The sequence below is a fragment of the Herminiimonas sp. NPDC097707 genome, from assembly GCF_044761395.1.
GTDB lineage: Bacteria > Pseudomonadota > Gammaproteobacteria > Burkholderiales > Burkholderiaceae_D > Oxalicibacterium.
In genome coordinates this window covers 2,547,745-2,571,209 of sequence record NZ_JBIWCI010000001.1, presented here as the reverse complement: position 1 = coordinate 2,571,209, position 23,465 = coordinate 2,547,745, and the positions used below count along the sequence as shown (strand labels likewise).

Sequence of the window (23,465 nt, the reverse complement as noted above, 5' to 3'; positions counted from 1 at the left end):
GTCATTCTGCAAGCTGGCTAGCCACATCAGGCGCGTCTGAAAATCGGCGCGCTTACCTTTTCAGCAACGCCATCAATTAACGCAACATCCCGCGCGCATACGACCAGCCATCTTTCGGATGCGGCCGCGGTTCGCCCTCATCCATCAGATAAGCCTCCGTTACTTCCCGCGGGAAGTATTCCATATGTATCCAGAAGTTAAGCGTCTTGCCGCCCATGCCGGACGACATCGTTTCGCCGGAAATGGAATCCTGGTACCAGACGATCTGTATTTGATCCACTGGAATCGGTTTCATGATGCCCCTCTTGCTCACAACAAAACTGGTATTTTACGTCGCTGCAAAGTACCTTGCCCATACACCAACTTTCCTGACCAACACGCAACGCAACGCGACTTTAACTACCATAACAGATAGCATCCGTACCGCAATCCGTTTGTCATTTGATGTTCATTCGCAGGCAAAGCGATGTTCCAGGCAGGGGCGCCCAACACACCCTTGCTGATCAGCAGGCCTTTATCCGCGCATCAAGACTAGGCCGCCTCTCGAAAAAAGTGCATCAGGCTATTGCCAACATCACTGTAGCCGCATATATTCAAAATGCCGGGGGGCAACGATTACCGTGCAATAACAAAAAAGACCCCTCGATTGATCGCACGGCATCACGCCCGGTCACCATCATCTATCAGTGGAACTCGTCAATATGAAAAGCTGGACTATAAAACAGCGGATACTCGGAAGTTTCGCGGTCATCCTGACCCTCATGGCAGCAATGGCAGCAGTTGCCTGGTTCAAGCTTGCCAATATCAATGACGAAGCGATCAGTCTGCGCGACGACTCCACTCCCGGGCTCTACTACTCCACAATGATCAATGCGGCGTGGAATGAAAATCTGATGTTGAGCCAGCAGATTCTGGAATCGCAGAACGGGGTCGGTGAAGCGCGGGGTTACGTAGAAAAACTGCGCCAAAATAGCAAACGACTGGATCAGTTACAGGCCGGCTATTTACGCACCATTTTTGACGACGCAGATCAGCAAAGATTCGACAGCTTCATTCAAGAACGGGCAAAGTACGAGGTCCTTCAACAGGATATGTTGCGCCAGGCCGCTCAACAAACTCCTCAGCAGAACCGTGCATTGTTCGAAAAATTATTCACGGTGTGGCAAGCCTGCAAAACCATTAGCGAGAAGACCGTTGAAACAAACAAGACCTTCGCAGATCGCTCATCAGTGGGTATTCTGGCCTCAGTCAGTCAGGCACAAATGACCATGCTGGCAGTATTCTTCATTGCATTGAGCGCAGCCCTGATATGCGGACTGTCATTAATGCGTGCGATTACGCTGCCGATGCAACGCTTGCTCAACATCCTTGAGCTCATGCGCTCCGGCGATTTTTCGCAAAGACTGAATCTTGAGCGCAAAGATGAGTTTTCGCATCTTGCTGCCGGATTCAATCGCATGACGGATGAATTGACGGCGCTGGTAGGTCAGGCGCAAAAATCTTCCGGACAGGTTTCCAGCTCGATCACAGAAATCGCTGCCACCTCCAAACAGCAACAAGCGACTGCCGCAGAAACTGCTGCGACAACCACTGAAATCGGCGCGACATCGCGTGAAATTTTTGCCACCTCGCGCGATCTGGTGCGCACAATGAATGAAGTCTCTCTGGTGTCAGAACAAACAGCGACCCTGGCCGGTAGCGGTCAGGTCGGCCTGACTCGCATGGAAAACACGATGCAAGCCGTGATGGATGCCGCCGGTTCAGTCAGCGGGAAGCTGGCCATCCTTAACGAAAAGGCCGGCAATATCAATCAGGTCGTCACCACCATTACCAAGGTTGCTGATCAAACCAATCTATTGTCTCTGAACGCTGCCATTGAAGCCGAAAAAGCAGGCGAATACGGCCGCGGTTTTTCGGTGGTTGCGACAGAAATTCGTCGTCTGGCCGATCAGACCGCAGTCGCCACCTACGATATTGAATTGATGGTCAAGGAAATCCAGTCAGCGGTTGCGGCCGGCGTCATGGGCATGGACAAGTTCTCCGACCAGGTGCGTAGAGGCATGCAGGAAGTACAGCAAGTCGGTAGCCAATTGTCCCAGATCATTGCTCAAGTACAGGCCCTGGCACCGCAATTCCAGACCGTGAACGAAGGAATGCAGGCGCAAGCAAACAGTGCGGAGCAGATCAATCAGGCGCTGGCTCAATTGAGTGAAGCCGCACAACAAACCGTCGAATCCCTGCATCAATCCAGCCAGGCAATTGATGAGCTGCACCTCGTTTCCAATGGATTACGCAACGGTGTATCGCGTTTCAAGGTTACCGGCTAAACACCGGTCATTCTCGCTCCGCTATGCTCTTTCTCTTATTCCAGATCGGTAATGATCGCTATGCGCTGGATGCAACGCAAGTGGCGATCGTGCTGCCGCTGGCTCGCTGCAAGAAAGTGCCGGGCGCACCAGGCTGGGTAGAAGGCGTATTCAACTATTGCGATCGGATGGTCCCGGTATTGGACATCAACATGCTTGCAGCGGGAAAACCAGCGGCAGTGCGACTGAGCACAAGATTAGTGCTGGTGCATTACACGCCTCCCGGACAGGCGGCACAACTGCTCGGTCTGATCGTGGAAAAAGCCAGCGAAATGCTGCGTTGCGATCCCGATACGTTTGTCGACTCCGGTCTCAACCTCGACGACACCCCCTATCTCGGGCCGGTCATGCGACATCCGAATGGGTTGGTGCAACGCATCGAGGTGCAAGATCTGCTCGATGAGTCGGTAAAAAACATGCTGTTCCCGCAAGAGAGCACTGCATGAAAACAATTGATCGTATCGCCACATTGCTCAAGCAAACAATGGGGCTCGATGTCGCCTCCGTCGGCATCCTGCTGATTGAACGCGCGGTGAATGAACGTGCGGCTGCACTTGGCTCCCTCGATGCCGACCAGTATCTGCTCGCGTTACAGAATGTGCCGGGCGAGATGCAGGAGCTGATCGAAATGGTCATCGTTCCTGAAACCTGGTTCTTCCGCGATCGTGAAGCGATTCTTGCGGTAGCGAAATTGGCGCGAGAAAAAACGATACAACGTCCGGCATCAATACTGCGCATTCTCAGCCTGCCTTGTTCCACTGGTGAAGAACCGTATTCCATTGCGATGGCCTTGCTCGACATCGGCATTCCGCCGGCACGATTCAGGATCGATGCGATCGATATCTGCACGCGCTCACTGGCAATAGCCAAACGCGCACATTATGGCCGCAATTCATTTCGCGGCAAGGCACTCGATTTTCGCAAGCAGCATTTCACCACAGCTGGCGACAGCTACGCACTATCGGAAGATGCGCAAAGACAGGTCAACTTCAGCCACGGGAATATATTTGCAGCTGATTTTCTGCAAAATGAACCTGCTTACGATTTCATTTTCTGTCGCAACGTACTGATTTATTTTGACCGGGAAACGCAACAACAGGCGCTGCAAATGCTGGATCGCTTGCTGGCAAAAGATGGCACCATCTTCGTCGGCCCCGCAGAAGCAGGCATGATGTTGCGCCCAGGCTACGCCTCTGCCGGCATTCCTCTTGCATTCGCCTTCTGCAGAAAAGCCATACAACCCGTCGTCGCACGGAAAATTGAAAAAATCGTCGCGCCATTAAAAACAGTGGTGGTGCCTCCGGCCATACCAAAAAAGAAAATCGTTCAAAGCAAGCCCGTTCAAACGCCCGATAGTGCAGAAGCCATCCTGGCGCGTGCCATGCAATTCGCCAATCAAGGCGCATTCACTGAGGCCTTGAATCTATGCAAGGAACATCAACATCTGGCGGGGCCGAGCGCAGCAAGTTTTTACCTGATGGGGCTGATCGCCGACGCCCAGCAGAACACGTCCCACGCCTTGCAGCTATACCGTAAAGCCGTCTACCTGCAACCTGATCATGTCGAGGCATTAACGCATATCGCCGCATTACTGGCTGCACAGGGAGATGCAAGCGGCGCGCAATTAATGCAACGGCGCGCGCAACGCATGAAGGAACACTCGGATGCATGACGCGACGCAAGCCATGGACAATCCGATACAAGCCGACATCAATAATTGCTGGAGCAGCATCGGTGTGCGCGGAGATGGCAGCTGCCCGGAACTGCAAGAGCATACGCGCTGCCTGAACTGTCCAACTTATTCTGCCGCTGCGACAGCCATACTGGACCGCTTTGAGTCCGGCAACGAACTGATCAGCGAATGGAATCCTGTCGACCAGGAAAGCGTTCAACAGCAGTTATCGCAATCCGCACTTATTTTCCGCGTCGGCTCAGAATGGCTGGCAATGCCAACCGGCGCCATCATAGAAGTCGCAGAAAAAAATTGCATACGTTCATTGCCGCATCAGAACAATCGCGCCATTCTCGGGCTGACGAATATTCGCGGCGCATTGGTGCTTTGCGTATCGCTGGCCAGAATGCTGAACACAAAAGCTGCGGATGAAGTACGCGGAACATCGCGCCTGCTCGTGACGACACATCTCGGTCAGAAGCTGGTGTTTCCGGTCGATGAGGTATTCGGCATCTATCGTTTCAGCGACGCGGCACTGGAATCTGCACCGACCACGCTGGCGCATTCGGGCACCAGCTATACGCAGGCAATCCTCAATTGGGACCGCAAAAAAGTCGGCATGCTCGATTGCGACCTTTTGTTTTATGCCTTGAATCGGAGCCTGGTATGAGCTCGCCGGATTTAAGCCAGATGTCCATGCTGGACCTGTTCCGGCAGGAGGCAGAAAGCCAGACCGCAATACTGAACGTTGGCCTGCTTGAGCTCGAACACAATCCAACGGACTCGGAACAACTGGAAGTCTGCATGCGCGCAGCACACTCGCTCAAGGGAGCGGCCCGCATTATCGGCTTGCAGGCCGGTGTAGACGTGGCTCATGTGATGGAAGACTGTTTCGTGCTGGCGCAACAAGGGAAACTGCTATTACGCAGAAAACAGATCGATGTCCTGCTCAACGGCACCGATCTGCTGATACGCGTCGCCAATCCACCCGGCAACGACGAAACATGGGCCGACCATGCCGGCAAGTCGGAAATCGCCGCATTTGTCGCCGCACTCGACCATGCCATCAGCGCCCCCGATACGAATGATGTGGACGCGGCGGAGAATGCAGTCGAAGCACATGCAAACGCCGTTGCCGACATCATCGAAGAAGTTTCATCAACCGTCCCGCAAGCATCGCCGGAAACGACAGGGCAAGGTGCGCGTGCGGTACGTGTCAGCGCGAACAATCTCGATCGCCTACTCAGCCTCAGCAGTGAATCGCTGGTGGAATCGCGCCGGCTCAAACCGTTCACCGCATCGATGCTGCGCCTGAAACGCACGCAACGTGAAACCGCGCAAGCGCTCGACATGCTGCAGCAAAAATTGTCTGCCAAAGCAACTGCCGAAACAACGGAAGCGGTGCTTTCGAAGGCGCGCGCCTTGCTCGCACAAAGTCAGCATATGGTCGCCGACCAATTGGCAGAGCTCGAACTGTTTGACCGCCGCTCCGTCAATCTGTCACAACAACTATATGACGAAGCACTGGCTTGCCGCATGCGTCCGTTTGCGGATGGCACCGGCGGCTTCGCGCGCATGGTGCGTGATGTCGCGCATACGCTCGGAAAATCGGCTCGGCTCGATATCAGCGGCATCGATACACAGATAGACAGGGACATTCTGGAACGACTGGAAGCGCCTATCGGTCATCTGTTACGCAACGCAATCGATCACGGCATCGAACTCCCCGAACAGAGACTGCATGCCGGAAAATCTGCCCAAGGCACGATCAAACTCGAAGCGCGCCACAGCGCCGGCATGTTGCTGGTGAATGTCAGTGACGACGGCGCCGGCATCGATCTCGATCAACTACGCGACACCATCGTGCAGCGCAAGCTCTCGAACAAGGAAACCGTTGCGCAATTAAGCGAAGCCGAATTGCTGGAATTCCTGCTGCTCCCGAGCTTCAGCCTGCGCGATACCGTGACGGCCATCTCCGGCCGTGGCGTCGGCCTCGACGTCGTCGGCAATATGCTCAAACAGGTCAGGGGAACCATACGCATCTTCAACACCCCGACCAAAGGCACGCGTTTTCAGTTGCAACTGCCGCTTACGCTCTCGGTCATCCGCAGCCTGCTCGTCACCATCGATGACGAGCCGTATGCGTTCCCGTTGGCCTATGTAAGCCGCACACTTGAATTACAGTGCGATCAGTTTGTCATGCTGGAGGGTTATCAACATTTCTCCTTTGGAGGCCGCCAGATCGGACTCGTCAGTGCACACCAGATTCTGCAAAAAGGCGAGCTGCGCAGCCAGGGAAATACCGTTTCCGTCGTCGTCATAGGCGATCACGAACATACTTATGGCGTGGCCGTTGACGGCTTCCTGGGTGAACGTATGCTGGTCGTTCAACCGCTGGATACGCGACTGGGAAAGATTCCGGACATCAGTGCCTGTGCATTGATGGAAGACGGTTCGCCGGTATTAATTCTCGACGTTGCCGATATGGTGCGCTCCGTCGAAAAATTGACGCACAGCGGCCGACTGGAAGCCGTACAACACGACGACGCGAGTGTGAACGGCACTGCACGCAAAAGAATCCTGGTCGTTGATGACTCCCTTACCGTGCGCGAACTGGAGCGCAAGCTGTTAAGCAATTGCGGCTATGACGTTGCCGTTGCGGTGGACGGCATGGATGGCTGGAATGCGGTACGTACTGAAAAATTTGATCTTGTCATCACAGACATCGACATGCCGCGCATGGATGGCATCGAGCTCGTCTCCCTGATACGACAGGCACCCAACCTGCAATCGATACCGGTAATGATCGTTTCCTATAAAGATCGCGAGGAAGATCGGCAACGCGGCCTGGACGCTGGCGCCGATTACTATTTCACCAAAAGCAGCTTCCATGACGAAACCCTGTTGCAGGCCGTCATCGATCTGATAGGAGTGGCGTGAAGTGAAAATTGGTATCGTCAACGACGTCCCGATGATCGTCGAAGTTCTGCGCAGGGTGCTGGCAGAACATTCTGACCATCAGTTGATCTGGGTCGCACAAAATGGAGAACAGGCGGCTGAAATGTGCGCCTGGCAATTGCCCGATATCGTGCTGATGGATCTGATCATGCCCAAGGTCGATGGGGTGGAAGCAACCCGGCGCATCATGCAAGCAACCCCGTGCCCGATCCTGATTGTGACTTCGGACATCGGCGCCAATATCGGCAAGGTATATGAAGCGCTGGGACATGGCGCACTGGATGTAGTCGCCACACCGACTTTAAGCAGCGACGATGCACAAAGCGGTGCAGCCACCATATTGATGGCAAAAATTGAGCAGCTCAGCCGCATGGAACAAGCGCCTTCTGTCTTGTTGAAAGCGGCAACTCCTGTTCGTGCCGAAAAAGCCGATGCCTCGACAAAACTGGTTGCAATCGGCGCATCGGCTGGCGGCCCGGCGGCACTTGCCGAGCTCCTGAAGCAGTTACCGCAAGATTTCCCCGCAGCGATTGTGATCGTTCAACACATAGACGCAGCATTTTCGCCGGGGATGGCCGATTGGTTGCAACAACAGACGAGTCTCGAAGTCAGGCTCGCCAAAGAAGGCGACCAAGCGCAAAAAGGCTTGGTATTGATGGCGGGCACCAGTCATCATTTACTGATGAAGACAGGCGAGACACTGGGCTATGCGGAAGAATCGCCTATGGATGTGTATCACCCATCCATCGACGTGTTTTTCAATAGCGTTGTCGAAAAATGGCGCGGAAAAGTAATTGGCGTGTTGTTAACCGGCATGGGGCGTGACGGTGCACTCGGTCTGAAAGCGATGCACACCTCCAAACACCATACCATCGTACAGGACCAGAAATCATGTTCCGTTTATGGCATGCCGAAGGCTGCTGTCGCATTGAATGCCGCCACTGAGGTATTGGCGCTTACTGCGATTGCGCCAAGATTGATTGAGTTGTTGGACCCACGGGAATAAAAATCATGAACTCTGCACATAGTATCGACGAAGAACTCGGCATCAATTTTCTGGACGAAGAATGCAAGATCATGGTCTTGCTGGTCGACGATCAGGTGATGGTAGGCGAAGCGATCAGACGCGCCTTGTTGGCTGATCCGAACATTGACTTTCACTATTGTGAACGCGCCGACGAAGCGCTGGCCATCGCTGAAAAAACCCGCCCGACAGTGATCCTGCAGGATTTGGTCATGCCGGGCGTAGATGGTCTGACACTGGTGCGCCAGTATCGGCTCAGCCCCATCACCGCGCATATTCCCATCATCGTTTTATCGACCAAGGAAGATCCAGCGATCAAGCGCGATGCATTTACCGCTGGCGTGAATGACTACCTGGTCAAACTACCTGACACGATAGAAATGATTGCACGCATCCGTTACCACTCGCGCGCATACAACAACATGCGGCAACGCAATGCCGCCTATCGTGCATTGCGCGAAAGCCAGCAACAACTGCAAATAACCAATCTTGAATTACAGCGTTTGACCAATACGGACGGCCTCACCGGCATTGCCAATCGGCGCTACTTTGACGACTACCTGAGTGCAGAATGGAAACGCGCGCGACGTGATCAAAAACCGCTGTCGCTGCTGTTACTCGACGTCGATGATTTCAAGTCATACAACGACCACTACGGCCACGTCGCCGGCGACATGGTGCTCAAGACTGTTGCCTCATCATTGGGCACATGTGCCATGCGTTCGGCCGATCTGTATGCACGCTTCGGTGGCGAAGAGTTCGCCGTGATTTTGCCCGACACCGACATAGATGGTGCAGTCATTGCCAGCCAAAAAATCTGCAGCGCGATGGAAGCATTGGCGATACCACATGCATTTACGATCGCCGGCGATTTTATCTCCGTGAGTATCGGTGCCGCAACTTTCACGCCGCAAGAAGACACTGGACAAAGCGACTTGATCAAATTGGCGGACAAACGCCTCTATCGCGCCAAGGCACTGGGCAAGCGGCGTGTCGTGCATGAGGGCGACTAACGCAATACAAAATACCGTTAAGTCTCGCTATGGAGCGAGGACGATTGGCAATCGCGAGACAGAAAAATCATTTTCAAGCACCCTGAAAAAGGGCCGCTTGATAGTCAGGCTTAACGCAACACTCCTCGCGCATACGGCCATTCATCTTTCGGATGCGGCGCGACTCGCCCTCATCCATCCGATAAGCTCCCCGTTACTTCTCGCGGGAAGTATTCCATATGCATCCAGAAGTTAAGCGCCTTGCCGCCCATGCCGGATAACATCGTTTCGCCGGAGTGGAATCCTGCTACCAGACGATCTGTCTCTGATCCACTGGAATAGGTTTCATGGCGATTCCTGATGCAAAATTAATCAGATTATTTTGCGTCGCTTTATCGCTGAATTTGCTGCATCACGAGGGAAGCGTTATGCGCACAGAATTGTCTCGATATTTACCATTTTTAATTTAACTATTTCCACATAGAAAGCATTGCGCTATTGGTGTACTCTCCCATCACAATGGATAGCGATCCTTTTACATAAAAACGTTTCAGATTTTTTGCTTAAATAAGATTCGGCTGCATAGCCGGACATAGCTTTAATGGCGCGCTTGAGGGATGGGGAATGGCAATATCGCGTCAAAGCATAGCTGCGCTTTTATTAAATCATTCAGCAGACATCCGGCGCATGCGGCGTTGTCTGCGCAAAGACAAATTCCGTGCAACAAAGGTCGAGCTTGCCCAAGCCTGGCATGCCTATTCCATTTCCACAAATGAAAGTCTGCGTGCGGCCGCCAACAAGAATGCACAGGACGATGCGGCTCTTGCAGAAGACTCGCTGGCCTGGATCACGCTTCCTGCAAGCGACATCGAACTGCTGCAAATCCTGACATCTCGCTTGGGCTGTAAAGCCAAGGCAACTTACTACGCCGTCTATTTTGTGTGCAACCTCGTTGCCGGCCTGATTCTGGCGTGGGTATCGCAATTTCTTATTTTCGACGAAGCGATCAAACGCGTCTCGTCGCAGCTGACCAGCCCCTTGATCGGAGCAAATTTCTATCCGGCTGCAGATGATGTCGGCAAAAAAACAAATATTTCCGTCTTTGCCATTGATGACGATGATCTGAAATTTTTCAAGAAAACCTATCCGCTACCCTATGCATTTCATGCACAAATGCTGGATGCTTTCGGCACGCTTTCTCCCAAGGCAGTATTCATCGATATCTGGTTCCACGATAAACGTGACGATCCTTCTATTGGAGAATTAGTCGATGCGATTTGCCGGCTGCATCAGGGTGGCACACGCGTCTATCTGGCAACGCTTTCACCCGACGGTTCCGACACGCCCACTCTCAGGCCAGAGTTGCAGGCCATCACTGTGCCGGCTACCGGGCCACGCAGCCTTGAAAACAAACCCCAGGCATGCGCTGTGGAGGTTGCAGTAGACAAGGCAGTCGATGCAATTGACCGCCAATCATGGCGCTACGATTTGGTAAGCGGCGTAGCAAACCAGCAGATTTTTTCTGCCGCAGCACAAATCTATAACGACTTGCCAGGTAGTACTCCGCTTACATTATCTGCATCGCCGCTGGCGCTGATATGGGGCGTCAAGGGTGCAGAAATCAACCGTCGCCCACCCGGTTACGGTCCGACTGAAAATACCGGCTGCAGAAATAACTGGTTCACGGTGGAAGCGATTCCAATGCCGGCTGCACTCAGGCATACATTATTCGCATCCGAACCCGATCTCCAGAAACCATTCTGCGCCTATCACGCGACATTGCCTTTGAGCGCTCTGCGCAACATGCCGGGCGAAGCCTTGCAACCCTTGATAGAAGATCGATTGATCGTGTACGGCGGCAATCTGCAAAGCATGGACGATGCCCAGTATTCACCTGTGCATGGCCGTCTGGCGGGCTTGCATATGCATGCGATGGCATTGGATAACCTGCTGCACTATGGTGATCAGTATCCCGCAGCGGAAGAATTCGATCTCGAAAAACCCTATAGTGCGGGGACGCTGTTTCCTGTTGCAGTAGTGTCTGTCTTTGCTCTTTTTGCGACACTTTTCCGATGGGCTTACAGCTCACTATCCGGGAACCCAAGGTGTATTCCTCTTTGCCTTCAACGACTACTTGAAAAAGCACGTCGCCTGCAATGCGCCTGCCATATCCCATTCGCCCGCTGGTTTAAAAAAACAGTATCAGCAAATCAAGAGAAGAGATTGTTATCAACGGCATTGAGGCTGGTGACAGCCTGGTATGCCGAATTAAAAAAAGCATGCATCTATCTCGGCCTACCCAATCTGGTCGGCTGGATAGTCTCATGGTGCAGGCGCATCGTACTCACCATCGCCATGGTGTTCCTGATGGCATGGATAGGGCTGCATTACTTCCATCTGGGTCCGCTATCGTGGATGGAATACGCGGTCTATCCAATTACGATTGAATTTCTGCATATCGGCAAAAGACTTGCTGATTACGTACACCCGAAATTGATCGACCTGTCGCGCTTGATCAAACGATCATGGCACAAAACTTTTGCTTAAAACTGATACCAATCATTCTCGACAATACGAAGGAAAGATAAAAATGAAAACATTGTTTCAAAAATTATTCCTCGCACTATTGATCGCCGGCTTCAGCCTGCATGTCCATGCCGATACGATCAGCACCGTTATCAGCAAAAAACCAATCCGCCTGTATGCAACAGCCGAAAGCACTGCTGCATTACGAGAAATAGCACCCGAAGAATTGACAAAAACCTTGCCATTACCCGTCATGGCAGAAGAAGGCGAACGCATCAAACTGACTGTCGAACAAACGCCGGTCTGGGCATCGAGCATCGCGTTCAAAATCAATCGCGATTGCAAAACCATTGCTCGCGTCACCCCAAAAAATACGCGAGATACCGCAGCGATTCGAGGTGTTGGTAATGAAGGCGGCTGCACAAAATGAAAATGACTTTACGCGTCAGCAGCACGTTCTCGCTCTTGTTGATACTGAGCGGATGTCAGGCCACGAAAGATCTGACCAGCAACTTCACCTCGCTTGCGTCCAGATCTTCGCAGCCTGTCATTCAAGCGCTGCCGAGTGAATACCAACCATCTTTGCTCGCGATCGGCAAGGAGCGCGATGTCAATGACTACCGCGCCCAGGGAGAAGGGCTGGTACCTATTCCTGCCTTGACCAAGTATCTGAACGATCTGCTCACCAAAATCAAAAAAGAAACCGGCATCGCAAATTTACCTGGCACCGTTTATGTCACGTCGAATGAAGGTCTGGATGCTTTTGCCACACCTGACGAGAATATTTTTCTTGGTATCGGTTTTTTGAAAAATCTTGAAACCGAAGATCAGATCGTCGCCATTCTTGCTCACGAACTGGCGCACATCATTTACGGCCATCACGAGTCGGATATGGTCGGCAATCTTCAAAAACAACTACAACAGACCGCTGCGCTGGGTGCACAGGTGCACGCCAACTTGAATGCCGGCGGCACAGCTACCGCAGCACTGAGCAAAAATTCCGTTAAGTACCTGCAGCAAATGCAATTGTTGATAGCAGTAACCGATATTGCACTCTTGCCAGCCTGGTCTAGAAAGCAGGAAGATGAAGCCGATGCGCTGGCCATCGACCTGGCTACCAAAATGGGATATTCCTACAGTCGCGGGATGAAATCGATGCTGGAATTACTTTCTACCGAAGAAGAACGCGTCGATAAAAAGAAGGCTGAAAAAGATGCCCTGTTGCATGCGCAGTTCGAAAAGGATTTCAAGGATGGAAATCTGAAACTGGACAAGGTATTCGCCAATGTGTGGGGCACGATGAAGTCACAACTATCCAGCAAGCATGATGCGGCCGTCCTGCGCATTTCAACAACCGCCGAATATTACGAAAAGTTTTATGCAGATTCGCCGCAAAAAACCCGCGTCCATAAAACAGAGTGGGCGCAAATCATGAAAAACAAAAGCGTAGCCCAAACCATCGTCCACTACAAACTGGCATATGAAGCTGATGATCTGCGCATCGCCGGACAGAATACAAAAGCTCTTCAGTTAGCACGCAAAGCTGTCAACCCTCCGACTGCCAACCATCCATTCACCTTGCGCGTACTCGCCGAAACACAGCTTGCACTTGGTGATCAAAAAGGATTCAGCAATACATTTGCCAAATCTGCAAGTTCACCTGAACCAAGCTGGAATCTGATTCAATTGAAAGCGAATGATGAATTCATCAAAGGGCGCAAAACACAGGCAAAAGAAAGTATGGAAAAGGGCTTTCAATACTTCAAGGAGCCACCAAGTCTGCGTCCTGTGATGATCGGGTTTTATGAGCGTATTGGCGATAGTGCGACAGCTAAACGCATGAAAACAGATTGCGCATTCCGTTCACTTTTGAAGCATGAAAACTGCTCCAAAGACGGCAAGTAAATATGCTGTCGTTAATCAGCCAGCAAGCTGATAAATAGTTTTATCAATAAGGTGCGCCAGATGCGCGCAGCGATAGCGGCATCGCTTATTGGCGAATAGCGCATCGTAAATCCGCAATGCCGCGCTTTAGTGCAAGTCGTGCCCTGTATTGAAGGAGCGACTTGCAATGCAACACTTATCGCACTTCGCAATCGACCGTATTCGATTTGGCCGGTGGACTGATTGAACTGAGGCGGCGGTGTGAACTGTATACCTGGATTTACCGGCAAGGCGACAGGCGCATGCCTTCAGGCTTGTTGATGGTACCAAACGTCGGCCATGTCATTACTAACGCTGGCCTGCTCGATTTTTCAATTTTTGGAAGAAACGTAATGCGGCTATGGCGGCAGCACACGAAAAATCAACAACTGTTAGCGACTGTCGTGCTGCACGCCCACATCAATCACGCCATACATTTCGACGCCTGAACTGCTGCTGGGTGCGCGCGCATATCCACCGCAACCGCCAAGTATCGAAGTGGCCAGCAATAACAATATGAGACGGCTGGTGAAATAGTGTGCAGATCGTTTCATAGTCTTACTTTCAAATTACATAAATTGTTCGCAGAAAAATAATGCTTTGCTGCATGCGTTAACACTCAATCGCTAACCGATTTCAATCGCATCCACACGATCCGGATAAAACGCGAGGTATTCCCTGATCGCGGCAACAGCGGGATACGGCATCTCATACGTCCACACTGCATTCGCCGAGCGCTCGCCACCGGCAGGGATGCCGTAGTAAGAGCAATCGCCTTTGAAAGGGCAGTACGTTACATGATTGCTGCGCTCGAGCAGCGACATGTCGACATCCTTGCGCGGGATGTATTGCACAGCTGCATACGATGATTCCTGCAAGGTCAACGCTTCTGTCGTATCGGCGACAACGCGACCCGCAACCGTAACCTTGATGCGTGCAGGGTTAGGTGTAATCGTGATCGGATGATCGGGGCCGGGGATTCTGACCAGCTTGTCTTCCATGATTTTCACTCCTTCTTTCGTTGGCGCAAAATATTGGTTTCATCAAATGATGCGAGATGAAGCAAAGCGGAACAACATCTAAAGAAGCAGCTTAACGCTTATCGTCCATCAGAGTTGGAAGCGACTTGTTTGTTGTCGCTTCGCAAGCTCTGCTGTGCGTTGCGCGAAACCTCAACGCCCGCCAAACACCGTCTCGCCAAATATCTTGTTCTGACCGTGCGGCGCCGAACGCCAGTACTGCGGCGGTGCTTCAACGGTTGCGCCAAGTGCAGCCGCCGCATGCCACGGCCAGCGCGGGTCGTACAAAATGCCGCGTGCCAGTGCGATGAAGTCGGCCTTGCCACTGGCGATGATGTCTTCCGCCTGCTGCGGCTCGGTAATCAGACCCACCGCCATCGTATTGACACCGGTCGCTTCTTTCACCCCTTGTGCAAAGGCCACTTGATAACCGGGCCCGATTGTAATTTTCTGCAAAGGTGAAATGCCGCCCGACGACACATCGATCCAATCGACATCGCGCTTCTTCAACTCAGTGGCAAAGGCGATGGTCTGTTCCAGATTCCAGCCGCCCTCCATCCAATCGGTTGCCGACACACGAATACCAACCGGTTTGTCGGCCGGAAAAACTGCGCGCACCGCATCGAACACTTCCAGCGGAAAGCGCATGCGATTTTCCAGCGAGCCGCCGTATTCATCGGTACGGTGATTGGCAATCGGCGACAGAAACTGATGCAGCAAATAACCATGCGCGGCATGCACTTCCAGTCCATCGATACCCAGACGGGCAGCACGCTTTGCAGTTAATACAAACGCATCACGCACGCGACGCAAGCCTGCAACATCCAGCGCGAGCGGTTCGACTTCGCCTTCCTTCTGCGGCACAGCTGAGGGCGCATACGACATCCAGCCGCCATCCGCGACCGGCAACAGTTGCCCACCATCCCACGGCACCTTGCTCGACGCCTTGCGCCCCGCATGCCCAAGCTGCATGATCACGGCGATTTTTGAATACTTGCGAATCGCAGCAAGGACAGGCACCAGCGCCGCCTCGGTAGCGTCATCCCACAAACCCAGATCCTTCGGCGTGATGCGCCCTTCCGGCTCCACAGCCGTCGCCTCGATCATCAACATGCCGGCACCCGACAAGGCAAGATGGCCGAGATGAATCATGTGCCACGCAGTCGCCGCACCGTTGTCGGCGGAGTACTGGCACATGGGGGAAACGACGACGCGGTTGGGGAGGGTGAGGTTGCGGAGGGTGTAGGGGGAGAAGAGTTGGCTCATGGTTGATCCAGTTGGCAGATGACGAAATCAGAGTATCAGACCAACAGATTAGTTGCAGTCATCGAATTTCTCAAAATCTCAAGTGCTTCGCGCGCATTGACAGTAATAGAACATGCCACCGATCACATACTCGACTCGATTTGACTGCAACATATCCTTTGATTCGATGAAGTGCGTAAAATATAAAAGCGCTGAGGAAGGTGACTCTATTGAATGTTATAACTTGCATTTCAGAATTTTGAAAGCTGCTTTGCGTCGGCGGCGCGGGGCATCTGGGTTTTCATGTAGCTCAGCTCGATTCGTATGTGACGAAGAATAGCTTCTACTTTGTGGTGCTGGTCTTTCGGATACCAGATTGCTGTAATTCCCAGACGCAGGAGTTCGGCATTACGCGCGACCAAGGCGTCATGTAGTTCTGGTGCCTGTTCGATAGCAAAGTGTTGAGGAAACGGCGCATCGCCAGCCGCTTCTCTGGTGGCCTTAAAAACTTGCAACGTACGGTCATTCCGCAAGCTGCAGCCCAAAAATATCAAGCTATTGTTGCAGTAGTAGTGTGCAAGAATCTTGGGCACGGGGAGTTGTAGATCTAGCTCAGCTTCGCCATAGGCCGCATCGTACTGCGCCTTACCGAGGATACAATTCCCAGGATCTTTTATATCGCCATGGATTTTGATAATGGTTGTCTTGTCATGTTCGGACAATTCGATCGCAGTCGCTGCATTAAGTACCTGAACATGCGTCGCGCGATAGGTCTCGAAAACCTGCTCTAGCAAACGATCATAGTTCGTCGTGATTAGAGTGCCAGAGAACAGCTCTGAAATGCGCAGCATGATGTCCTGGATGCGGCCGCGCCTATCGAAAGCATCGCGAATCTCCTGTGCAAATACCTCTCGCCCGCGCTGCTGCTCGATGTGGGCGATGATTTGTTCGTATTGCCCCTCTATCAGCCAAGCTTCGACTTGATCAGCCGGAAGGCCAGCCGTACGTCCTTGTTGGCGTAGATGGTCGGCCCAAGTAGGAAAGCCGCCTCCTACTGAAATACCAGCTCCAATGAAGGGCACCACAACCTGCGTCGCGAGACATTGCAGCAGTTGATTGAAACGCCGCTCGTTGCGCTCGAACCAGTGTGCACCAATTACATCGCCATAACACTCAACAAAGTGGTCACGACTCAGCACCTCACGACGGCGCTCTTCACGGAAAAGTCCAATTTCTTTCCAAACTTCGTCGGCTGGCCGTGCCTCTGCATCGATATTCCCCGAAAGGAGAATATCTACGGCCGGTGCAAGTCTTTCTATTCGTTTATTGTCTTTGAAGAGCGTTGCGCTTGCGTCCCTGATTGGCGTGGATATCCCACCGTTTTGTTGCTGAGACTTGGTATAGTCCACCACCATGGCGGCATCTAACCAATAGTCGAGATCATCCGGTTTGAATCTACGTACAGTCTTCAATTGTGACCATCTTTTGATCACATCGGAAAGAACGGGATGGCTAGCGAATAGCGGAGAAAATTGCTTTTCAGCCTGACGGATCTTGTCGCCTGTAAGCCTGCAGTTCAAGAAGAAGCCCAATTTTTCGACATCAAGCAAATCGATGCGGGAGATGAACCCATCGCTGCGGCCCCTTTTCGGCACATAACCAGTGTCCCATTGAACATCTACTGCGCCGGTGGCCGATGCAGCCAAGACGATGTTCTCGAAGGCCTCCTTCTCTTGCAAGGATTTAGTCGAGCGATATGAGGCTAAGGTCGCAGCAGTGAGCACGGCGGCGCGGGATCGGACGCCAGCTTGCGTGCGCTCCCCCGCGTTAAATAAATTAGTCAAAGATTGCCGGGCGAAGGCTTCGAGGGAAGCGTCCATCAGCCACCCGTGACAGAAAATTCGCCAGCAGGAGCTTTCACCAACTCGATAACGCGGAGCTCCGCCTCAATTAGCTCAGGGTTGAATTCCGGCAGGTCCTTGCGATAAGCCAAGCGCGTCTCTTCAGAAACGGAGCGGCCTTCGAGATCAACGACATTTGCAACAGGGTCTCGCAGAATCTCGTAATACCTATGCAAATAGGCAGTCAGTATGCCAAGGTTCTCCCCTGGGCTTGCCAATACGACTTGTAGTCCCAAGTCTTCCAAATAGCGCATCGTCGCCATAATATTGGTGATGTCCATTTTGTTGAAGGCTTCGTCTAGAAGAATCAAGCCCATTCCATCACGATGCCCGTCATCTAACCGATAGGCTGATGCAAGAGCGGCACCTGCGATCACATAAAGCGGCGCACGGTGCTCGCCACCAGAACCGCTACCAAGGCGCTTGCTAAGTTTGCCGACTGCTTTTGATTTACCGGTTTCCGAGTCCTCTCGCAAAATTTCAATCTCGAACTCAAAGAACTCACGGTAGTCATCCAACGCGCTCTTGTTGCCTGCGGCGCCTGGCGCGACTTTTTCTTCAAGCAGCTCCTTAAATTCGGGCGGAATCTCGCCGGCTCCGCCCAGAAGGTCTTCCACTGCGCCATGGGAGGCAACATCCTGGATGAAGTTAAGCAGGTGCTTCAGTTGCGGTCGAATATTCCGAGAGAACTGGTAACGCTCACCATTCGAAAAGGCAGGACATTGTCGCAGAGCCTTGTTGAGGCGATTCATAGATTGGTCCAGCCATTCGATATTATTATTCAGCGCAATGGCCACGTCGGTGCGGAACGTCTCTTGGGAGGTGCGATAGGCCTCTTCCATGCGCTCCTTCTGCTCTACAAGGTCGGTACTTTTCAAGCGTGCAACAAGCTCACGAATCCACGTGCTTGCTCGTACCCAGTCTTCAGCTAGCTCCCGACCGACCTGCTCCCGATGATTATGGGTAAAAGAAACCAAAGCATTCAGTCCGCGCTGTGCTGCAGCATCCCGCAGGCGCGCACTCGCCACCGCACGTTCTCTGGAATGTTCGCGCATTTCAGTGAAATTTTGACCGCAACGCTCAAGAAGTTTGTCCCAGTTTTCTGAAGCAAATTGAGCCAAGAAGCCGTCCTGGCTGCGAGCTGCCCGAGAAGTGTCCGCGGCTGTTACCGCTTCCGCAACGGCTGCGGCTTCACGCCTTTTGGCGGATTCCACATCGTTATTGACGATACCGACCTCAATGGCAAGACTCTCCGCTGCGCTTCGTGCCTTCTCAACCTGCTTCTCCGCATCTGCGAGTTGTTTGCCGAGCTCGACATATTCCTCTGAAGCTGATTCCGCTAACTTTGCCTCTAAGCTCGTCTGGATTTTTGCCTGTTGTAATGCTCGATCATGGACTCCTATGATCTGCTCAAACCTTTGCTTCTTGCCGCCAAAGCCAATCAGGTCTTTAAGCAAGGCATCGAAGACGCCCAGCGTCTCTTCCATGGTCTGCTTTACCTGTAACAGCCTTTCTAGCTCTCGTTGAAGGTGTCCGGTCTGTACGTCCGCAGTAATGCCGATCTTGAATTCGTGTGACCGCAGGGGCTTGATCCTGTCAATCTCGCCTTTCGAGACCAACATACCGTCCTTGGTCAAAGTTCGACCGCCAGCCAATGCTTCTGCATTCGTTTCGGCACATTTCAGATCCCCAAGCTTAACGCGCAAGTAAGCGACGGCTGCCGGGTCATCGCCATCGATAAGTGCAGCAACACTGCCGACTACAGGACGGAAGTCGAGGTTTTGGCTGCTTTCGCGTGCCAGTTTTACGCCATAGAGGTTTCGGGTTTGACGGTACAGGTCAAAGGCTTCGGATTCCTCCGCTCCCCGTACAAGCAATGCCTCGCGGTTACTGGCCAAATAGGCCTCGATGACGGGTTGCCATGCCGGGTCTTTCACCCGGACCAGATCGCAGACTGGTGTTGGACTGAGACTATGGTTGCGCAAATGCCGCAATAGCTCTTTGACAGCTTCATTCAATGGCGCCTTACCTGTGCTGGCCCTCGACATATCCTCTTTCAGGGCTGCAATTTGGCGAGCGAGCTCATCTGATTCATTTTGCAATTGCCTGTTTGAAGTGAACAAATGTTCACCGCACCGTCCGAGCAATTCCAGGGCTGGAGGCAAGTTGGTTGACAGGTCCTCCATAGTCGGAAAGGCGGACTCCAGTAGCGACGAAACCTTGGCGTCAACCTGGTGAAATTCATTAGCAAAGCTTGTCAATTGGCCGGATTGAACGGAACGTCTGACCAAGCTACGAATGGCATTGAGCTGCGTTGTCAGCTCCACTACCTGGCCTTGGTGCGCTCTTTTTGCCGAATCGATCTCGCGACTCAGCGCGCCATAATCCTGATGCGCAGCATGTGAATCACGGAGGCTGCGAATATTACCAACTTTATCGTTCCAGGCATTGACTTCGGCGCGCGCCCTTTCAAGTGCGGTGCTTTTAGCGACAGAAAGATCCTCCTTCATACCGCGATCAGAGGCGGCTTTTTCCTTGAACTCGTTTGCCAGCTCCATGCCGGCATCAGCTGTCAAGGCAATCCATGTGACGAATTTGTTTCCGTCTGAGGTGGCCTTATCGAATTCTTCGATGACCTTTTCGCCGTCATTGATCTTAGCCTCCACTTCGGCGACCAAAGCCGAAAGCCGTCGGAAAGATTCTGTGACCTCTTTGAACTGCGTGATTTTTGTCGGTCGAGATTCAAGAACATCATAACGAACGATTTCATCAACCGTCTTTTTGAAACTCATCCGTAACCCAAAGCGCAGGGCACGTGTAAAAGCGTCCATGGAAGGGAGACCACCAGAGCCACGCAGCGCAAGAAGCATTTGGCGTATGTATTTTTCAGAGTCAGGGAAAACGGGATTTTCTCCAGAAACACGTGAACGCTCCAACAACGCCTGCCGAAACACACTCCAGTCACGCGGATGTGGTTTGCCATCAATGATCTGCAAATGATCACCCATAGACAGTTCGACATCTCGAAGCACGTAACGGCCAACGATCGCATGTTTTTCCTGATCAGACGACGCCTCTATACAAATGCCTGTCGTTACCGGTGCGCCGGTTTCTGTGTCTCGCCAGATGAGGGAAATATAGGTCGTTGCTACGTCTCGGACGCGGTCTTCAGGCATATCGCCATATTGACCGAGACAATATGCACGTAGCGACCGTGTCATATGCTTTTCGTCCGCTTGGGCATTGAGCGAAATGAGATTCGTGTTTCCACCCATGATGGCAGCCTGGATGGCATCGAGTAGCGTGCTTTTGCCGCTGCCGTTCTGACCAAAAATGCCGGTATGCCGCTCAAACCTCACATCTTCATGTTCATAGAGGTAAAACTGAACAAGTTTAACGCTCTCAAGCTGCTTCATGCCGCCTCCGTTCCATCGTTCGAGGTTTGTTCTTGTGCTTCACCTTCATCAGGCTCAGACAGCGTCTTGCCATGCCACTGGGAGAGTCGCTGCAGGGCCGTCTCGCCAAGGATGTCAACGATGGCGGGTCGTATCACGATCGCATAAGGTTGGTCGAGTAGTCCCTCCTCGCCGATATCGTCCTGTTCTGTGGACAGGCGTGCTATTCCCCACCGTCGCAGATGACGAATGAGCGAATCAAGCTCGCCTTTGCTAGGCAATTCCCTTCCAGTCAGCAACCGGTATTTTTCATCTAGCTCGACAAGGTCACAAATCACCTCTCCGTCGTCTGTGAGATCACCCAGTTTGGCACTATCCTCATAAACCATTCGAAGGACTAGTGCGAAGACGGTTTGTTGGGTCGTGGCGTTACCGCTCTTGCCATGGCGAGGGATGGCATAGGCGTATCGCAACTGTCTGTTTACGTGGATATCCACACCTAACGGCTTCAAGGCATCCTTGATATCTCGTTCGTAACGCTCAACGACATAGTAGGCGACTCTACTTCCCCGATCTGCGTGATACAGCACTTGCTCTACTACCAAGCGGTAGGTCGCAGCCTCGAAGTCATCGACGACATGAAGGCCATTCGAGCGTGCAGCAAGATCCTCCCAAGGTGAATCGCTCATTTATCTTCCTTCCGCTTTTGATTTTTGGTTAGTTTAAAGGGGCGGCCGGTGATATAAGGATGTGGCTCATCTGGCTCTCCAGTGGGCGTAACGGTAAAGCCCCTTGTCATTTGCCGAGCGAGGAGCCGAACCCGCGCCCGGTCTGAGGCCATGCCCATTGATGCGGCCAAGAGAGCTTGGTAGGCTCGTATGTCTTCCGCTGAATCTAATTTAATATCACTGCTATCGAGTCCCGACTGACTTCCTTCCGTCTCCAGTCGAGTCAGCACAAACGTTGATAGCTTGTGGGGGTTCATTGATCTGGCGGCGCGAGCACGTTGCAGAACTCTGTTTCTCGCCAGATCGCGCGGGGACAACGTCACTGACCTTAATGCCGAAGTGGAGTGCTTTGCACTCACTTTGCGGGGTTCTGCAAGTCGGTTTGCATTGATCATGTCACCTGCACCGAACGGATCCCATAACATTTCTGACGAGGCCAGGACGCTATCGATGGCATGCCGAATCTTTGCATCAAGGAAGTCCACCGATCTCAGGCGATGGTCAAGATAAACATAGGCTTTGCGATTTGCACGACGAATTTCGTCATCGAGGCGTGCAATATACTCGTCGATGCGAATCAAATCGCGTAAGCGCTGCATATCTCTTTCATACAGACGTTCGGCACGATGAACATCACCGGTAGCTCGATACTGCGCATACCAATCAATCAAGCGGGAGCGAATTTCAGTGGATTCATCGATGGCATCGGTCATACGCAGGATCTGCTGCCGCCTGGCAAGTGGATGCTCTTTGGTCCGCATCTCGCGATAGTCGCCAATGAAAACCTGTTCGATGTAGTTGGCAAAAAATGTCCTGACATACTGGGCCGTAGTCATTTCAAGGTCCAGTGTTTCCATTAGCTCCCTGATGATATTGCCCGTATTCCTGATGTGTTCAAGCAGATCTCGCGACTGTTGGGCAACTTCGCCCAGGACATCGCCAAGCTTTTCACCTTGAACCACTTCCTTTAATGACGCCTCAATGACGTTGATCTTCCCTGACACAAACACCGGGCCGCGTTCAGCAAAATATACGAGTTGGGTGAGAAAATGGCTGACTACTGGTCGCATGAACACGGTTCGGGTTAATGCACGCCGCTCCAGCTTCAGCCAACCGGCCTCCACCAATCTCGTCATGACCATGTTGGCCCGAATACCAATAGGGGTCTCAGGATCATCGCCTTCTTCCCCCCAGGCGTCTTGATGGAGCAACGCACTCTCAATATCGGCGACGATCTCCCGAAACGTGTAGCCCTTGCTAGGTGGCAGGGGAGCCTCTGGGCCAAATCGATTTTCGTAGAGTACGCAGAGGATGGCCCAGTACCGCTCTTTGTTCGGACTAGCTAGCGGGGCAAATAATCGTCCCGGGAGCCTTGTGAACAAAGAAGGTGTGTGAGATCCTGATCCAGAAATTAGCTCAGAAATAGCCACGTGCGCACCTCATCAATATTTTTGACGGTAATTATCTACGAAGGCTTATTCGGAGACAGAAAAAGAGCAATAGCGACATCACCAGACCGTTGTTAATTGTAATAGAAGAATGCCGCAATTCCTGCGCCCCAAAACAGCCTCTTTCTGCCATTGTTCGGTCAATAAAAAGCCCTGAATTTCTTCAGGGCTTTTTTGCCAAGCTTCAGCTCGTTTGCCGATTTAGGATTTTTGCATCAATTGTGAGAATTAATTTTCACTTGAGTAAGACAATTTTCACCTTCAGTAA

The 23,465-nt window shown here is 52.4% G+C and carries 18 protein-coding genes; 10 read left to right on the top strand and 8 right to left on the bottom strand.

Going from position 1 to position 23,465, the window contains the following annotated elements; genetic code table 11:
- Positions 1–76: 76 nt before the first annotated feature.
- On the bottom strand, positions 77–295 hold the full coding sequence (locus ACIQW9_RS12485; RefSeq protein ID WP_402337274.1) for a hypothetical protein: 219 nt from the start codon (positions 293–295) through the stop codon (positions 77–79).
- A gap of 406 nt (positions 296–701) precedes the next feature.
- Here ACIQW9_RS12485 and ACIQW9_RS12480 point away from each other — a divergent pair, with 406 nt between their 5' ends.
- The 10 genes from ACIQW9_RS12480 (at position 702) to ACIQW9_RS12435 (ending at position 13,443) form a co-directional block, all read left to right on the top strand.
- Complete coding sequence (locus ACIQW9_RS12480) at positions 702–2,327, top strand: methyl-accepting chemotaxis protein (protein ID WP_402337271.1); 1,626 nt, start codon at positions 702–704, stop codon at positions 2,325–2,327.
- A 23-nt stretch (positions 2,328–2,350) separates the two neighbouring features.
- Positions 2,351–2,812, top strand: coding sequence for a chemotaxis protein CheW (locus ACIQW9_RS12475; protein ID WP_402337268.1), 462 nt, complete (start codon positions 2,351–2,353; stop codon positions 2,810–2,812).
- Positions 2,809–4,038: a CheR family methyltransferase gene (locus ACIQW9_RS12470; protein WP_402337266.1), complete on the top strand. Its 1,230-nt coding sequence runs from the start codon at positions 2,809–2,811 to the stop codon at positions 4,036–4,038. The genes ACIQW9_RS12475 and ACIQW9_RS12470 overlap by 4 nt, the downstream gene beginning before the upstream one ends.
- On the top strand, positions 4,031–4,708 hold the full coding sequence (locus tag ACIQW9_RS12465) for a chemotaxis protein CheW (protein ID WP_402337263.1): 678 nt from the start codon (positions 4,031–4,033) through the stop codon (positions 4,706–4,708). The genes ACIQW9_RS12470 and ACIQW9_RS12465 overlap by 8 nt, the downstream gene beginning before the upstream one ends.
- Entirely contained in the window at positions 4,705–6,978 is a 2,274-nt protein-coding gene (locus ACIQW9_RS12460) for a hybrid sensor histidine kinase/response regulator (RefSeq protein WP_402337260.1), read from the top strand. The genes ACIQW9_RS12465 and ACIQW9_RS12460 overlap by 4 nt, the downstream gene beginning before the upstream one ends.
- 1 nt (position 6,979) lies before the next feature.
- Positions 6,980–8,002 (top strand): chemotaxis response regulator protein-glutamate methylesterase, encoded by a 1,023-nt coding sequence (locus ACIQW9_RS12455; RefSeq protein ID WP_402337258.1) that lies wholly within the window; start codon positions 6,980–6,982, stop codon positions 8,000–8,002.
- Between the two features lie 5 nt (positions 8,003–8,007).
- Positions 8,008–9,033, top strand: a complete 1,026-nt coding sequence (locus ACIQW9_RS12450) for a diguanylate cyclase (RefSeq protein WP_402337256.1) — start codon at positions 8,008–8,010, stop codon at positions 9,031–9,033.
- A gap of 666 nt (positions 9,034–9,699) precedes the next feature.
- Complete coding sequence (locus ACIQW9_RS12445; RefSeq protein WP_402337253.1) at positions 9,700–11,559, top strand: CHASE2 domain-containing protein; 1,860 nt, start codon at positions 9,700–9,702, stop codon at positions 11,557–11,559.
- Positions 11,560–11,602: 43 nt separating this feature from the next.
- Complete coding sequence (locus ACIQW9_RS12440) at positions 11,603–11,968, top strand: hypothetical protein (RefSeq protein ID WP_402337250.1); 366 nt, start codon at positions 11,603–11,605, stop codon at positions 11,966–11,968.
- Entirely contained in the window at positions 11,965–13,443 is a 1,479-nt protein-coding gene (locus ACIQW9_RS12435) for a M48 family metallopeptidase (RefSeq protein WP_402337247.1), read from the top strand. Before ACIQW9_RS12440 ends, ACIQW9_RS12435 begins: the two co-directional genes overlap by 4 nt.
- A gap of 410 nt (positions 13,444–13,853) precedes the next feature.
- On the opposite strand, the gene ACIQW9_RS12430 is transcribed toward ACIQW9_RS12435, so the two are convergent.
- The 7 genes from ACIQW9_RS12430 to ACIQW9_RS12400 all read right to left on the bottom strand — a co-directional run bounded on the left by ACIQW9_RS12430 (position 13,854) and on the right by ACIQW9_RS12400 (position 23,179).
- On the bottom strand, positions 13,854–14,015 hold the full coding sequence (locus ACIQW9_RS12430) for a hypothetical protein (RefSeq protein ID WP_402337245.1): 162 nt from the start codon (positions 14,013–14,015) through the stop codon (positions 13,854–13,856).
- A gap of 72 nt (positions 14,016–14,087) precedes the next feature.
- Positions 14,088–14,462: a DUF427 domain-containing protein gene (locus ACIQW9_RS12425; RefSeq protein WP_402337242.1), complete on the bottom strand. Its 375-nt coding sequence runs from the start codon at positions 14,460–14,462 to the stop codon at positions 14,088–14,090.
- Positions 14,463–14,633: 171 nt separating this feature from the next.
- Positions 14,634–15,746: an NADH:flavin oxidoreductase/NADH oxidase gene (locus ACIQW9_RS12420; RefSeq protein WP_402337239.1), complete on the bottom strand. Its 1,113-nt coding sequence runs from the start codon at positions 15,744–15,746 to the stop codon at positions 14,634–14,636.
- A 230-nt stretch (positions 15,747–15,976) separates the two neighbouring features.
- Entirely contained in the window at positions 15,977–17,605 is a 1,629-nt protein-coding gene (locus tag ACIQW9_RS12415; RefSeq protein WP_402337236.1) for an SIR2 family NAD-dependent protein deacylase, read from the bottom strand.
- On the bottom strand, positions 17,605–21,042 hold the full coding sequence (locus tag ACIQW9_RS12410; RefSeq protein WP_402337234.1) for an SbcC/MukB-like Walker B domain-containing protein: 3,438 nt from the start codon (positions 21,040–21,042) through the stop codon (positions 17,605–17,607). The genes ACIQW9_RS12415 and ACIQW9_RS12410 overlap by 1 nt, the downstream gene beginning before the upstream one ends.
- Complete coding sequence (locus tag ACIQW9_RS12405; protein WP_402337231.1) at positions 21,039–21,710, bottom strand: DUF4194 domain-containing protein; 672 nt, start codon at positions 21,708–21,710, stop codon at positions 21,039–21,041. Before ACIQW9_RS12405 ends, ACIQW9_RS12410 begins: the two co-directional genes overlap by 4 nt.
- Positions 21,707–23,179: a Wadjet anti-phage system protein JetA family protein gene (locus ACIQW9_RS12400; RefSeq protein ID WP_402337228.1), complete on the bottom strand. Its 1,473-nt coding sequence runs from the start codon at positions 23,177–23,179 to the stop codon at positions 21,707–21,709. The genes ACIQW9_RS12405 and ACIQW9_RS12400 overlap by 4 nt, the downstream gene beginning before the upstream one ends.
- Positions 23,180–23,465: the final 286 nt, after the last annotated feature.

Coding starts and splice junctions, on each gene's coding strand:
- ACIQW9_RS12485 (WP_402337274.1), bottom strand. CDS start 295: ATGAAACCGATTCCAGTGGATCAAATACAGATCGTCTGGTACCAGGAT.
- ACIQW9_RS12480 (WP_402337271.1), top strand. CDS start 702: ATGAAAAGCTGGACTATAAAACAGCGGATACTCGGAAGTTTCGCGGTC.
- ACIQW9_RS12475 (WP_402337268.1), top strand. CDS start 2,351: ATGCTCTTTCTCTTATTCCAGATCGGTAATGATCGCTATGCGCTGGAT.
- ACIQW9_RS12470 (WP_402337266.1), top strand. CDS start 2,809: ATGAAAACAATTGATCGTATCGCCACATTGCTCAAGCAAACAATGGGG.
- ACIQW9_RS12465 (WP_402337263.1), top strand. CDS start 4,031: ATGCATGACGCGACGCAAGCCATGGACAATCCGATACAAGCCGACATC.
- ACIQW9_RS12460 (WP_402337260.1), top strand. CDS start 4,705: ATGAGCTCGCCGGATTTAAGCCAGATGTCCATGCTGGACCTGTTCCGG.
- ACIQW9_RS12450 (WP_402337256.1), top strand. CDS start 8,008: ATGAACTCTGCACATAGTATCGACGAAGAACTCGGCATCAATTTTCTG.
- ACIQW9_RS12445 (WP_402337253.1), top strand. CDS start 9,700: ATGCGGCGTTGTCTGCGCAAAGACAAATTCCGTGCAACAAAGGTCGAG.
- ACIQW9_RS12440 (WP_402337250.1), top strand. CDS start 11,603: ATGAAAACATTGTTTCAAAAATTATTCCTCGCACTATTGATCGCCGGC.
- ACIQW9_RS12435 (WP_402337247.1), top strand. CDS start 11,965: ATGAAAATGACTTTACGCGTCAGCAGCACGTTCTCGCTCTTGTTGATA.
- ACIQW9_RS12430 (WP_402337245.1), bottom strand. CDS start 14,015: ATGAAACGATCTGCACACTATTTCACCAGCCGTCTCATATTGTTATTG.
- ACIQW9_RS12425 (WP_402337242.1), bottom strand. CDS start 14,462: ATGGAAGACAAGCTGGTCAGAATCCCCGGCCCCGATCATCCGATCACG.
- ACIQW9_RS12420 (WP_402337239.1), bottom strand. CDS start 15,746: ATGAGCCAACTCTTCTCCCCCTACACCCTCCGCAACCTCACCCTCCCC.
- ACIQW9_RS12415 (WP_402337236.1), bottom strand. CDS start 17,605: ATGGACGCTTCCCTCGAAGCCTTCGCCCGGCAATCTTTGACTAATTTA.
- ACIQW9_RS12410 (WP_402337234.1), bottom strand. CDS start 21,042: ATGAAGCAGCTTGAGAGCGTTAAACTTGTTCAGTTTTACCTCTATGAA.
- ACIQW9_RS12405 (WP_402337231.1), bottom strand. CDS start 21,710: ATGAGCGATTCACCTTGGGAGGATCTTGCTGCACGCTCGAATGGCCTT.